Origin of the sequence: Spirulina subsalsa PCC 9445 (assembly GCF_000314005.1) — a bacterium.
Classification (GTDB): Bacteria; Cyanobacteriota; Cyanobacteriia; order Cyanobacteriales; family Spirulinaceae; genus Spirulina_A; species Spirulina_A subsalsa.
In genome coordinates this window covers 5,001,277-5,013,757 of sequence record NZ_JH980292.1, presented here as the reverse complement: position 1 = coordinate 5,013,757, position 12,481 = coordinate 5,001,277, and the positions used below count along the sequence as shown (strand labels likewise).

The window sequence follows — 12,481 nt, the reverse complement described above, 5'->3', positions numbered from 1 at the left end:
GGTGTGGGTCTTCTGAGAACATTCAGATCATATCCCGGATTCTCCCTAGACCATCATGGAAACCCTGTATACCCTAGGACACTCAAACCACAGTTTAGAAACCTTCATTGGACTACTCCAGCGCCATCAGATTCAGGCCGTTGCTGACGTGCGATCGCACCCCTACAGTCGCTATCTTCCCCACTTCAACCAAAACGACCTTAAAAACGCCCTCAAATCCCATCACCTCCACTATGTTTTCCTCGGTCAAGAACTCGGAGCCCGACCCAAAGACCTAAGCTGCTACAATAACGGCAAAGCCCTTTATCAACGCATCGCTCAAACCGAACTGTTTCAGCAAGGCCTTCAACGCTTACAAACCGGATTACAGACCTATCGAATTAGTCTACTTTGTGCCGAAAAAGACCCCATCACCTGCCATAGAACTATCCTCGTTTGTCGGCAAATCAAACAATTAAACCCCCACCTCAACATACAACACATCTTAACCAACGGCGACCTAGAATCCCACACCGACCTAGAAAAACGCCTCCTGCAAATCCAAGGCTTTGGACACATCTTTTACCCCCCGAACCAACCCCAACAACTCTCCCTTTTTGATGCCTTACAACCCCCTCCTGACCCGGAGAAATGCCTGCAAGAAGCCTACGAAAAACAGGGAAATAAAATTGCCTACATTGACCCAGAACTTGCCTAGTTGACCATGAAAAAACTTAACTTGTATACCATTGGCTTTACCAAAAAAACAGCCGAACAATTTTTTACCACCTTGCAAAAAGCGGGGGTTCAACGCATCATAGACACCCGCTTAAATAATGTCTCCCAATTGGCTGGATTTGCTAAACGAAAAGACCTCGAATATTTCCTTAAAACCATTGGCAATATTGAATATACACACATCTTAGACCTTGCCCCAACCCAAGATATATTAGATCAATACAAAAAGCAAAAAGGAGACTGGGACACTTACGAAACTCAATTTAATGCCCTGATTAAAAAACGTAAAATTGAGCAAAAAGTGACCCCAGAATTGCTCAATCAGGCTTGTTTACTTTGTAGTGAACCCGAACCTCATCACTGTCACCGTCGCTTAGTTGCCGAGTATTTAGAAAAACAATGGGGCAATGTTTTAATTCATCATCTCTAGAAATCGGACGAGAGGACATTCTGGCTGAACGTTTCGGCTTTGCTTGAGTCGTTCAATTCACAGATACGGATCCATCGGGACATTTTAACTCTTGACCGGGTTGAGGTTGGGGAGAGAGTTGGGGGGGAGTCTTGGAAGGAGTGCTAGTTTTACACAAATTGACCACCGCGTTAACTTCAGTTTCATTATTTTGGATATAAATGACTCCGGCATAACTTTCGAGTCCGTCCTGTTTTGCCGTTGCCGTCATAATCAAACTTTCGGCAGGTTCTCCATAGGAGACGAGATCATAACGATAGTCGGGAGTATCAAGATTCAGGTTGAGAGAAAGCTTTTCTAGGGAGGTGGCAAACTCTCCATTCGCTTTGTAGTAGCCTTCTTGACCTTTGGCAACTGTTTTGAGAAAAAATTGAGCGCGATCGCCGCTATCGAGGGGGGGGATTTGGACATTCAACTGACAACTGGCTAAAAATACCAAAGAACTCAGCCACAGCAGTTTACGCCAAGACAGCACCCCTTGAGAGGGGAGACGGGAGAGGAAGGAAGATCGAACAGAAGTCATGCGCTAAAAATACCCAGTAAACCCTTGAGAATCATTAAATCACTCTACAGTTCCTATGCCCTCGATTCCGGTTGTACTCTGATGACTATTCCGCCGCCGCACCAATGAAAATATGGGTCACTTGATCTTCTTCAAACTCAAAAATAATCCCCCCATAGACTGTTCCTGCAATAAAAGTATTGGGGTTTTCTGGGGTAACTTGTCCATACTCTTGATAAGCTTGTTCTACTGAGGTCCGAGAACTACCAATACCGATGTTTTGACGGGTTTGTAGGCTACTCGGTGACGATAGAGTTAAGTGTAAAACTCGTTGTTCTCCGTCGGGTTCTTCCGACTCCATTTGTAGATTAATCCCCTGACCCGGATAGTCCCATTGTTGGACATAAGTGCCGATAGCACCCCACAAGACCGCCTCACCTTTTTGAGGGGGTTCACCCAGTTGTTCTACAATAGCGGAAGCGGGTAAACCCACCTTTAACCATCCTCCTAACGTTTCATTCTCCATGAGATCAAAGCCATCTTCTAAAGGGTTAGACTCACGGGTTGAATCCGCAGGTGCTTTACAGGATTGAAGGGATACAGGGAGAGTGAAGAGCAGAAAACCGATCAAGATTAAAGATTTTGGATTCATGATATGTAACAAAAAGAATGCAAGCTCATTAACACTCCCCGGCCTAAAGTGCGAAGTTGTCCCTCGCCATGTTTTGATAATGCCAATGGAGCGATCGCGCCCTCCCCATTCCTAACTCGTGGAAAACCATGAAACGGACGACTCGAACTATTCTACTGTTTTTTGTTGTTCTCGGCTTAGTTTGTTGTCAAACCCTGAATCAATGGACGGGAAATCCCCCCCCAACGCTGAGAATCGGCTTAGTAACCAACAATTTACAGGCTTTATTTTTTAATCAAATGCTTGAAGGGGCTAAACAAGCAGCAGAGGATAATAATATTGAGTTGCTGATCAAAAATCCCAACGGAGATCCCCAACTGCAACGAGATTATATTCAAGAATTCGTGGCCAATCAGGTGGATGGGATTATTGTAGTCTCAATTGAATCAGAGTTACTCCAAGCCGCTATTACATCCGCAGAACTAGCAAATATCCCTGTCATTGCCGTGGATGGGGTTCTAGAACATCCGGGAGTCGTCGTTCAGATTGGGGTGGATAATATTGGAGGAAGCCGTCAAATGGCGGGATTTTTTAATCACTGGGCGAGAGAACAAGGTTTACAAGCGGCTCAAATCGGTGTGATTGGTGCTTTTGAATCTTGGACTCAAAACCAGAGGCAACAAGCCTTTACAGAGCGAGTCACGGAAAATCAGCATCAAATCGTCGCTGTGGCGGATGGCAACAATGAAAAGGCGATCGCCAAACAGGCCGCCGAAGAATTGTTAACCAATTTTCCTCAACTGGATGCTATTTTTGCTACAGGAGAGCCAGCGTTGATTAGTGCGATCGCCCAAGTCCGTTTTCAACGTCAAACAGACAAAACAGTAATTGTGGGGTGGGATCTCAGTCCGGCTGCAATTCAAGGCTTAAAAGAGGGTTTTGTGCTAGGTGTAGTCCAGCAAGACCCCTATCAGGAAGGACAGCAAGGGGTTAAAGTTTTAATGGATCTCCACCAAGGAAAAACCGTCCCCTCCTTAATGGAAATCCCCATTGATATTGTCACATCAGAAACAGTGAGTCAATATGAGGGGGTTTATCGTTGGTCTTGGGAAGATGAAGGCACAGGCATTTAACGCCATTGACCCTCAATTGAGAACCATTCTTGATCTCATCATCTCCCGGTCCTCTCAAGAATTGATCTTATTACTCTAGGAAAGACTAGAACGATTAGGTTCATAAATGAACGGTTTTTAAATGTTGACGGGGGTTGTAGGTGCGACTTTTGCGGATTTTCTCGTAGTATTCCCGTTCAACTGAGGTAGGATTAGGGGGAGTGGCGATCGCAATTTTCACCAATTGATCTGTCCGTCCTCCTTTGAGACTCACCCATCCCTTACCCCGTAAGCGTAGCGTTTGACCCCCCCGAATGCCAGCCGGAACTTTCATGGTGACTAAACCATCCGGTGTAGGAACTTGAATATCTGCCCCTAAAACTGCCTCATCGGGGGTAATCGGCACTTCACAGACTAAATTATCCCCGTCAAAAGCGAAGAAATTATGGGGTTCTAGGTCAACATTTAAATATAAATCTCCCCGTTGTTGAGAATAGGCGCTCATGTTGCCTTTCCCGCGTACTCTCACCCGACTCCCGGGTTTTGCACCGGGGGGAATCCGCACATCAATAATTTCCGATCCCACATTGAGACGCTTCTGAATGCCTCGGAATGCTTCGGTGAAGGTCAGACGAATGGTTGCCTCGCGATCGCCTCCTGTGCTTTGGGTGGTCGTATTAAACCCCGTCCCAAACCCCCCCGGACTTTGATAGGTACTGCGTCCGTTAGTGCTGCGATAGGTGCGGGTGCGGGTGTTCGTGTTTCCCCCTAATCCTCCCAGCAAGTCATTGATAAACTCTTCAAAACTGCCATAGCGCCCAAAATCAAACCCCCCAAAATCCACCGGACTCCGACCAAATCCCCCCCCCGGCTGAGAGCCTGCTTGTCGCCAATATTGCCCAAATTGGTCATATTTTTGCCGTTTTTCTGGGTCGGAGAGAACCTCGTAAGCTTCACTGACTTCCTTAAAGCGAGCTTCTGCGGCCTTATCTCCCGGATTCCGGTCAGGATGATATTTTAAGGCTAATTTGCGAAAAGCCTTTTTAATTTCCTCAGCACCGGCAGTTTTACCCACTCCTAGAATGGCGTAGTAATCTTTGAAGTCAGTTGAGGCCATTAACCATCATCTCCTCGTGTTTGATTGTGGATTTTAGTTAGGATTTAGTGGATGCCTAGGGATAGGACCCAGTTAACACTGTAGCAAAGATTAGAACTCATCCCGTTCGGTTCTTGGAGTGGTGCAAGTCGCAATTCCCGCACCCTTATATCGGGAGTCGGGAATCGGGTGTCGGGTGTCGGGTTGTCGGGTGTCGGGAGATTGCCTCTCCCCTGCTCCCCTGCTCCCTACTACAAAATCTGTTGAATCATTCGATTGGCTTGGGACCCGTAGCCCCCACCGAATAAATTAAAATGGTTCAGGATGTGATAGAGATTGTATAGGGTTTTGCGTTGTTGATAGCCTACATCTAGGGGCCAGGTCTGATTGTAACCGCGATAGAAAGGTGCGGGAAACCCTCCAAAGAGTTCAGTCATGGCAATATCAACTTCGCGATCGCCCCAATAAGTCGCCGGATCCAAGATAACGGGTTCACCCTGCACCGTACAAGCCGCATTCCCAGACCATAAATCCCCATGGACTAAGGAAGGCTGAGGTTGCCAATCTTCTAGGCACTCCCGCACAGCATCTAGAACCACACCAATATCAGGAAACCCTCCCCCTCGTCGTTTGGCTAAACGCAATTGAAACCCTATACGGTGTTCCGTGAAAAATTCCGCCCAGTTTTCAGTCCAATCATTGACTTGAGGGGTAGAACCAATCGTATTGTTACAGTCCCAGCCAAATCTTGTCGCCCTTTGGTAACGGTGCATAGCGGCCAAATTCTGCCCCATTTTTTCCCAAGACGAGTGATCCCCTCGCCCAAATTCTAGCCATTCCATCACAATATAACTAGAATTCCCTGCCACTCCCCAAGTCAGGGGTTGGGGAACCCGAATACTTTGGGTTTCATACATTTGCTTGAGTCCCAAGGCTTCGGCCGCAAACATTTCCACTTGAGAAGCGGTATTGATCTTTACAAAATAAGTTCGTTGACCATCGGCGATCGCATATCCTTGATTAATACAGCCTCCAGAGACAGAACGGCGAGTTTCGAGAGAAAAAGGGAGTCCGGTGGTTTGGCTAATTTGCTCGGCGATTTGATTCCACATGAGTCTAGAGATATTGGTTGACACACACTATCAGATACAGTTACCGGATTCTACTCTAGCAACATGGGTTCATTGAGAGCCTGATACATCATCTTGAGATGGTCAAGAAAGACTTGCTCAAATAGTTCCTCATAGGGGGCGGCGTTGCCTTTACCCAGCCACCAAAACCAATCGGATCCCTCGGCCGCGTCGAGAGCTTCCCAAGCCTCTGGATGGGTTTCTGGGGTGGCTTCCGGGTGATTGGCGAGGGTTTGACGGGCGGCCTGGAGTAGTTCCCAGGCGCGATTTTTGGCGGGGTGGCCGATCCAAGTGGTAAAGTTCCCATCAACCCAGGAGCCACTGTGTAGTTGTTCAGCCTCAAGGGTGACGGTGGGGGGGAATTGTTGGAGAAATTCGCTGACGGTGACTAATTTGAACTGGGGATGCTGGCTTAACTGTGCGTAAAGATGGTTGAGGAAGGGGCCGCCATCTTGGGGGTAATATTCCCAACAGTTCTCTCCGTCTAGGGCGATGGTGACTAACCAAGGGTCTGGGGTAGACTGGTTTTGCTGTTGTTGTGCGATCGCCTCTAATCGTTGCACTAAATCCCTCGCTCCCGTTTCTGGGGGCATTCCACCATAATCAAACCCAATCCGATCGGACAGGGTATGATCCCGAAAGACCATCGCTAAGTCACCGTGGGGGGTTGTAATTCGGTAGGGACGATACAAAAGTTCTGGGTTGGTCAGGCGGCCTTGGTCATCCCGGTGGAAAAAGTGGTTTAACGTCCAGCCTAACACGGCTTCATCAGAGCAGAGCCACTGAAAACCCTGTTGAGCGATGGGGGGTAAAATAGCCGGACTAACAGCTTGTTCTGGAGGCCATAATCCCAAGGGAGGACGACCAAAGCGATCGCTATAAATCGCCCAAGCTTTCCGTAAATGTCGCCCCATATCTTGCGGCCACCCGAAGGCTGGAGAAGGCAGGGCTAGATCCGGCTGTGTTACTTGTGCAGCGTTGGTATCGGCTAAGAGGGGTAACATGGGGTGAGCATAGGGAGAGGTGATGATTTCTAACTGTCCCTGTTCCTGCATTTGGTGGTGTTTGGGCAGAATTTGCCTCATGATCTCCCGTTGTTTTTGCCAAATGGCTTGGCGATCGCCTAATGTAAAATTCCGCCCCTGTTTCAACCATCGGGCAATCTCTGGATCATCCCAAAACAGGGGATCAATCCAAGCTAAATCATGCCAGGCCATCAGATCCCCATAATCTTGGGTCTGCCAATGGGTTAAACACCAATCCTCCCCCTCGGTGTGCCATTGCTCATATAACTCCTGATAGCGAGGATGGGGGGCGATAATATGGGGGGCATAGCCTCGGAAAAAATTGCTCAACACATAGCGCTGATCGGCTTCACTAAAATAGCGTTCATCACTGAGGGAAAAGGCTAAATCTTCATCTTTAGCCTCGCCGTTAATATAAGCTTCTAGCTGCAAAATGAGAGAAGGGACAAGGTTAACCGTTTGATGGAGTTGGGGATAGGCTTCTAGGCGTAAAATGAGGTCTAAATAGTCTTTGGTGGCGTGTTGTCGCACCGAGGGGACGACATAATTTTTGCGACTGGAACAGGGGCTATAAAAGGGTTGATGTTGATGCCAGATGAAGGCGACATAGAGAGGGTGGGACATGGAGGATAGAGAATGAGGATCCGTTGACACTCCCCGCGAATCACGCGACGGGGATTCTTGGTTCATCGACCAGACTTAACTGAGCAGGATTTCTCCAACCCAACCAGAGGCCCAATCTCCCCAAGCGTATAACTTCCCGTGTGTCCCACGGTAGTTAGTCCAAGGCGCAGGATGTTGATTCACCCACTCATTACGCTGCCTACTTACCCTTAAATGCTTGCGGGCGTATCGATTCCTAGCCTTGTGATAGTTCCTTGACTGGGGTTTTGCCCCCTTGCGATACTTTCTGGACTTCTGCCGATTGGCTCGGTTCAACCGATGTTCAGACTTACGATAGAACGATGGTGCTTCTACCACACTGCCATCACTGGCAGCGATAAAATACCCTAACCCTAGATCAAGGCCCACGGTTTTTTGAATCGGCTCACTCTGCACCTGAACATCAACCTGGATGCAGAACTGAACGTAGTAGCCATCGGCGCGACGGACTAAGCGAACTCGCTTAATTAGGGATTTGTCATAGCGTGCCAGATCGTAGGTTCCAATCAACCGCAATTCCCCGATTCCGAAGCCATCGGTAAACTTGATGCGCTTCGGTTCAAGCAACTTCCACCCAGAGGTTTTGTACTCCACCGAGCGGGAATGCTTCTTGAATCTGGGGAATCCTGCGGGCTTGACTTTCTTTTTGCAGTTGTTGTAGAACCGACTGATTGAACTCCAAGCTCGTTCGGCTGCTGCTTGACGAGCCATGGAATTGAGCTTTTTGGCAAAGGGAAACCCCTCAGCCAACTCTGCAAAGTGTTGGCTAAGGTCACATTTACCCACTCCCCGGTTGTCCATCCAATGGCGCACGGCCTTGTTACGGACAAACTGAGCCGTCCGTATCGCCTCGTCAATGGCGGCAGCCTGGGCGGGTTTTACCCGTGCTTTGAACTCTAGTACAATCATGGGTTTAGACTAGCATATCTGACGCAAGGAAGGCGGCTAAAGCCGCTCGTGTCGTCTTTCATCCCCGCAATAAATTGACGGGGCTTTCAGACTCCCGTGCTATTTTCGTAAAAATTTCGACTCACAAGCAGAAAAATGCAAGTCTTTTTGATCTCTTTAACGTTGATATCCTGTTCAGGGAGAAGGCTTGGCCACTGGTGCGGATTCGCTAAAATAACTGACATCACGGCTCGTGATTTGCCATGCTGGAGGCGCAAACAGTGAATCAATTTGCCCAAAAACGGATGATTTCGGCTCAAACACGATTAGCCACGACTTATTATGGTTGGCTGGGGGTGGATCCTTGCGCCTCTCCGGTGGAAATTCGCCGCGCTTATCGGGAGTTGAGCAAACAATATCACCCGGATACAACGGAATTGCCGGGGGATGTGGCAACTCAGAAGTTCCAACAACTCAATGAGGCCTATGCGACTTTATCTAGCCCGGAGCGTCGGATGCTGTACGATGCTAAAATTGGGTATTCTCGGGTGAATGTCCTTCAGGCTCCCCCGGATTTGGATACGGCTTCGTCTTCCCCTTGGAGTGGTTCTGCTTATCTTGACCCTCATGATCGACCGCTTTCGTCAGGGGAAATCTTCGCTCTGTTTATCCTTGGGGTGACGTTTTTGGCCTGTTTGTTGTTGGCGATCGCACTCGGACTCACTCAGGGGGACTCTACCCTAGTCTCGCCAGAGATTGGCCAAATTCGCCCTCAACCCTTTGTCTGTTTCTTGTTCTTGTCTTCGTGAAGTTTCTCTATCTTTTCCTATGGCTCTTCCCACTGCTGACACCCCACTCTACAATCACCCTCTCCCGGAAATTGAGCAATGGCTCATTAATTTGGGGTGTCAGCAAGATCCGAAAGAACTCAATTGTTGGTATGTGGAACGACCCACTTGGAAGGCTGAGTTATGTTTAGAAATTGAGGAATTATCGGTGCGTTATCTCAATGCCGGAGAGGGCATGAAAGATATTGTCCGTTCGTTTAAGTATTCTCTGAGTCGTTCGGATGTGGAAGCAGCGATTTTTTCGGGGCCTTGATTGGGGAGCAGGGGAGCAGGGGAGCAGGGGAAAATTGATAATTATTCCTTATTACCTCTTCCCCGATTCCCGACTCCCGACTCCCGACTCCCGATTCCCTATGCCCTATTGCCTTTTCCCGATTCCCCATTCCCGACACCTTATTCCCCACAAGTGGGATTAAGGACAATGGGGAAACTAACCGTGATAGTCGTTCCGCGATCGCATTCACTTTCAATAGTCAAAGTGCCATCATGTTGTTCGACAATCCACTTAACAATCGCTAATCCTAAACCTGTGCCAGGAGTTCCGGGAATAGAGTTGGCATTACTGGCGCGATAAAATAACTCACCGATTTTGTCTTGTTCCTTGGAGGGAATCCCAATCCCACAATCCTGCACCGATAAATGAACGATATCCGGTTCTCCCTTAAGTTTCAGGACAATCTCCCCCCCTTGGGGAGAATAGCGGATGGCATTGGAGAGCAGTTGAATGAGCAGTTTTTGCAGCAAAATAGGGTCTAAACACATCCATTGGGGTAAATTCCCCTCCTTGACACAACGGAGTTGATGGAGACTGTGGGGGGGGAGTTGCCAATGGTGCATTAAATTCTGACAAGAGGTCAGAATATTACAAGGTTGGGGATCCGCTTTAAGATCATTGGCGTTAATTTTCGCCATAGTGATCACATCGTCCAACATTTGAGTAATGTTATTGACGCTTTGATCAATTTTCTGAAAAAACGGTTCACAGTCCAGTTGTTCGGTTTTCGGCAACATCCGACGAATTAAACTGGCGGAAGAACTAATCACCGTTAGAGGGGTACGGAATTGATGGGAGATAGTGTTAATCAGTTGGGATTTTAAGGTACTGAGGGATTGTTCAGTGATCAGGGATTGTTCTAACTGGGTTTGTAGTTCTAGGAGTTTGGCATTGCGATCGCGCAGTTGTAACGTGCGTTGAGCGACTTGGTGTTCTAGCTGCTGATTTAAACGCTGTAATTCCGCTTGCGTTTCGATCACTTCCTCAATTTCCCGTTGTAACTGCTCATTGCGGTGCTGTAATTGTCGTTGTAAGCGTTGAATCTTCAATTGATTGGCGACCCTAACCAAAACTTCCACCGGATGGTAGGGTTTAGCGATATAATCTACCCCTCCCATCGCAAACGTTCGCTGGGAATCCACCAGTTCATCTTCCCGACTGAGGAAAATTACCGGAATATCTGCCGTTTCTGGGTTATCCTTGAGACGATGATAAACCTCGTAACCCTCCCGCTTAGGCATCATCAGGTCTAATAAAATCAAATGGGGGACATGATCCCGCAGGATTTCTAAGGCTATTTCCCCACTCACGGCCTGCTCAACATGATACCCTTGTTCTGATAGCAAATTTCCTAAACTCTGAAGATGATCTAGGCTATCATCCACAATTAAAATGCGACTCAACGGATTATTGAGTCTGGGGGGTGTGAGGTTGTCCATACCAATTTGTCTATTGGGGGTGGATCGCGTGAGTATTAGATAATCTGTACTTGGGGGTGAATAGTAATTAATTCTGCGGTTCGCCTAAAGTACATTGATCTATTTTGACATTCTCTTGCTGAGAATCACAAAAATCCCTACAATCTCAGTCTGTAGGGGAGCGGGTCGCTCTTTTTATGCAACAAGCCTTAATTCAAGAACCCGAAAATGCGGAAGAAGTTGATAAACGAGACAAACCCCCCCACAGGCGCTAGAACAGAGGTCAGGGTGTCGGTAGTGCGGGCGAGGAAAGAACGATTCACCACGACCACATCATTATTGAGCAGAACCGGATTATTCTCTGTATCAATGCCTTGAGTTAAATCCACCGCGAACTCTTGGCGGGAAACAGTACCGTTGGGGTTCAGTCGCACTAATTCCACCCGACTCTGACGCGCTCGATTATTAAACCCTCCGGCCGCTAAAATGGCTTGATTTAAGGGGGTATTGGGGGGTAATTCAAGGGTGCCACCTCGGTTGACTTCCCCCACGACATTGACCCGCACAGTGTTGGGGGAGAAGGTGGCGGAGGTGAGGGTACCAATGGTGGCGCTGTCAATTTCCGGGGCTTGGGTGACTATAATGCGATCGCCCGGTTGTAACAACACATCCTGACTCAAGTCCCCGCTTTGCAGTAACTCCCATAAATCCACCTGAATGCTTTCCTCTTGACCATTGCGGGGGGTACGACGGAGTTCAATATTGCGCACATTGGCCAGAGTTGTAATTCCTCCCGCTTCTTTAATCGCCGTGGTGACGCTGGGGAGGACTCCTACCGCATCGACGCGCAGGGTATGGGTTCCCGGTCGTACCACTTCCCCCACAATCGCAATCTGAATGGAACTGGGGGCATCGGGGGCAAAACTCGCATCAGCCAGTTGCCTCAATTCTTGGGGATTAATCGCCATAGCCGTAGGGATAATTAAGGCATCCCCATCCCGCAGGGGAATATCTTGCCCTAATTCCCCCGCTTGTAAGAGTTCCCAAAGATCCACCGTGTAGGTCTGTTCTATCCCCTGATAGGTGCGGCGGATTCTCACTTGGCGCACATCGGCCGAGAGAGTAATCCCTTCGGCGAGGGCGATTAATTCCGTGACCGTGGGAAACTGGCGGCCTTCATCAACGGTGACGGTATAGGAACCCGGTCGTTGTACTTCTCCAGCAATGGCTAACCGCACGGGACGGGGCCGCAGTAAACCGAGGGTGACGATGGGACGGGTTAAATAGGGAGCGTAACGTTGAGAAAGAAGGTCGGCGGCCTGTTGGAGGGTGAGGTCAGCCACGGGAACAGTGCCGATCAGGGGGAGGTTGAGGGTGCCATCAATTAATACTGGATACTCCCCACTATACTCCGGTATGTTGAAAATATCGAGGCGGACGCGATCGCCTGCTCCGAGAGTATAGGGTCGATTCGGGGGCGGGGCGGAAGGGGTCAGGGTGGGGGGTACTGGGGGAGGGGCTATCTCCAAGGGCTCTCCTCCATCCCAAGGAGGGGGAGCAAGGGGGGCTTCCTCGGGGGTGGGAAGGTCTAAATCCAGAGGCGTAAACGTCGGGATTTGCCCCCGGACGGGTAGGGAAAGCACCAAGGACAGAAATAGTGACCCCGGAAGGAGCAACCGGACGTTCAAGCATGGATTGCTCACTAGAT

11 protein-coding genes and 2 pseudogenes are annotated in these 12,481 nt (G+C 48.8%); 5 read left to right on the top strand and 8 right to left on the bottom strand.

All coding sequences use genetic code 11. The annotated features are described in order from the left end of the window. The first annotated feature begins 55 nt into the window (after nt 1–55). Both SPI9445_RS0122855 and SPI9445_RS0122850 read left to right on the top strand, forming a co-directional pair. Nucleotides 56–697 (top strand): DUF488 domain-containing protein, encoded by a 642-nt coding sequence (locus tag SPI9445_RS0122855; RefSeq protein WP_017307124.1) that lies wholly within the window; start codon nt 56–58, stop codon nt 695–697. Nucleotides 698–703: 6 nt separating this feature from the next. Then, a complete protein-coding gene (locus tag SPI9445_RS0122850) occupies nt 704–1,147 on the top strand; it encodes a DUF488 domain-containing protein (protein ID WP_017307123.1) in 444 nt (147 codons plus the stop codon). A gap of 52 nt (nt 1,148–1,199) precedes the next feature. On the opposite strand, the gene SPI9445_RS0122845 is transcribed toward SPI9445_RS0122850, so the two are convergent. Together SPI9445_RS0122845 and SPI9445_RS0122840 are read right to left on the bottom strand one after the other, a co-directional pair. Continuing rightward, a complete protein-coding gene (locus SPI9445_RS0122845) occupies nt 1,200–1,709 on the bottom strand; it encodes a type IV pilin-like G/H family protein (protein ID WP_017307122.1) in 510 nt (169 codons plus the stop codon). 85 nt (nt 1,710–1,794) lie between these two features. After that, nucleotides 1,795–2,340 (bottom strand): hypothetical protein, encoded by a 546-nt coding sequence (locus tag SPI9445_RS0122840; RefSeq protein ID WP_017307121.1) that lies wholly within the window; start codon nt 2,338–2,340, stop codon nt 1,795–1,797. A 128-nt stretch (nt 2,341–2,468) separates the two neighbouring features. Here SPI9445_RS0122840 and SPI9445_RS26720 point away from each other — a divergent pair, with 128 nt between their 5' ends. Next, nucleotides 2,469–3,452: a substrate-binding domain-containing protein gene (locus SPI9445_RS26720; protein WP_017307120.1), complete on the top strand. Its 984-nt coding sequence runs from the start codon at nt 2,469–2,471 to the stop codon at nt 3,450–3,452. A gap of 100 nt (nt 3,453–3,552) precedes the next feature. Here the strand turns inward: SPI9445_RS26720 and SPI9445_RS31760 are convergent, their stop codons facing one another. From SPI9445_RS31760 to SPI9445_RS26710, 4 genes and pseudogenes are all read right to left on the bottom strand, one after another. Continuing rightward, nucleotides 3,553–4,548: a DnaJ C-terminal domain-containing protein gene (locus SPI9445_RS31760; RefSeq protein ID WP_017307119.1), complete on the bottom strand. Its 996-nt coding sequence runs from the start codon at nt 4,546–4,548 to the stop codon at nt 3,553–3,555. Between the two features lie 230 nt (nt 4,549–4,778). After that, nucleotides 4,779–5,639 carry a fructosamine kinase family protein gene (locus SPI9445_RS0122825; protein ID WP_017307118.1) on the bottom strand — a complete coding sequence of 287 codons (861 nt, stop codon included), beginning with the start codon at nt 5,637–5,639 and terminating at the stop codon, nt 4,779–4,781. 62 nt (nt 5,640–5,701) lie between these two features. Next, a pseudogene (locus SPI9445_RS26715) lies at nt 5,702–7,306 on the bottom strand (glycoside hydrolase family 57 protein); the annotation flags it as partial. Nucleotides 7,307–7,480: 174 nt separating this feature from the next. Further along, nucleotides 7,481–8,254 (bottom strand): annotated as a pseudogene (locus SPI9445_RS26710) (RNA-guided endonuclease InsQ/TnpB family protein); the annotation flags it as partial. 242 nt (nt 8,255–8,496) lie between these two features. Between SPI9445_RS26710 and SPI9445_RS0122810 the strand changes: the two are divergent. Then, entirely contained in the window at nt 8,497–9,042 is a 546-nt protein-coding gene (locus tag SPI9445_RS0122810) for a J domain-containing protein (RefSeq protein WP_017307115.1), read from the top strand. Nucleotides 9,043–9,061: 19 nt separating this feature from the next. Continuing rightward, nucleotides 9,062–9,334: a DUF3143 domain-containing protein gene (locus SPI9445_RS0122805; RefSeq protein ID WP_017307114.1), complete on the top strand. Its 273-nt coding sequence runs from the start codon at nt 9,062–9,064 to the stop codon at nt 9,332–9,334. Between the two features lie 140 nt (nt 9,335–9,474). On the opposite strand, the gene SPI9445_RS0122800 is transcribed toward SPI9445_RS0122805, so the two are convergent. Both SPI9445_RS0122800 and SPI9445_RS0122795 read right to left on the bottom strand, forming a co-directional pair. Further along, the gene (locus SPI9445_RS0122800; RefSeq protein WP_017307113.1) at nt 9,475–10,794 is read right to left on the bottom strand and encodes a hybrid sensor histidine kinase/response regulator; all 1,320 of its coding nucleotides are present in this window, start codon (nt 10,792–10,794) and stop codon (nt 9,475–9,477) included. A gap of 188 nt (nt 10,795–10,982) precedes the next feature. Next, nucleotides 10,983–12,416 (bottom strand): SLBB domain-containing protein, encoded by a 1,434-nt coding sequence (locus SPI9445_RS0122795; RefSeq protein ID WP_164674582.1) that lies wholly within the window; start codon nt 12,414–12,416, stop codon nt 10,983–10,985. Nucleotides 12,417–12,481: the final 65 nt, after the last annotated feature.

Excerpts from the sequence above, each read along its gene's own strand:
- SPI9445_RS0122855 (WP_017307124.1), top strand. The coding sequence starts at position 56 with ATGGAAACCCTGTATACCCTAGGACACTCAAACCACAGTTTAGAAACC.
- SPI9445_RS0122850 (WP_017307123.1), top strand. The coding sequence starts at position 704 with ATGAAAAAACTTAACTTGTATACCATTGGCTTTACCAAAAAAACAGCC.
- SPI9445_RS0122845 (WP_017307122.1), bottom strand. The coding sequence starts at position 1,709 with ATGACTTCTGTTCGATCTTCCTTCCTCTCCCGTCTCCCCTCTCAAGGG.
- SPI9445_RS0122840 (WP_017307121.1), bottom strand. The coding sequence starts at position 2,340 with ATGAATCCAAAATCTTTAATCTTGATCGGTTTTCTGCTCTTCACTCTC.
- SPI9445_RS26720 (WP_017307120.1), top strand. The coding sequence starts at position 2,469 with ATGAAACGGACGACTCGAACTATTCTACTGTTTTTTGTTGTTCTCGGC.
- SPI9445_RS31760 (WP_017307119.1), bottom strand. The coding sequence starts at position 4,548 with ATGGCCTCAACTGACTTCAAAGATTACTACGCCATTCTAGGAGTGGGT.
- SPI9445_RS0122825 (WP_017307118.1), bottom strand. The coding sequence starts at position 5,639 with ATGTGGAATCAAATCGCCGAGCAAATTAGCCAAACCACCGGACTCCCT.
- SPI9445_RS0122810 (WP_017307115.1), top strand. The coding sequence starts at position 8,497 with ATGCTGGAGGCGCAAACAGTGAATCAATTTGCCCAAAAACGGATGATT.
- SPI9445_RS0122805 (WP_017307114.1), top strand. The coding sequence starts at position 9,062 with ATGGCTCTTCCCACTGCTGACACCCCACTCTACAATCACCCTCTCCCG.
- SPI9445_RS0122800 (WP_017307113.1), bottom strand. The coding sequence starts at position 10,794 with ATGGACAACCTCACACCCCCCAGACTCAATAATCCGTTGAGTCGCATT.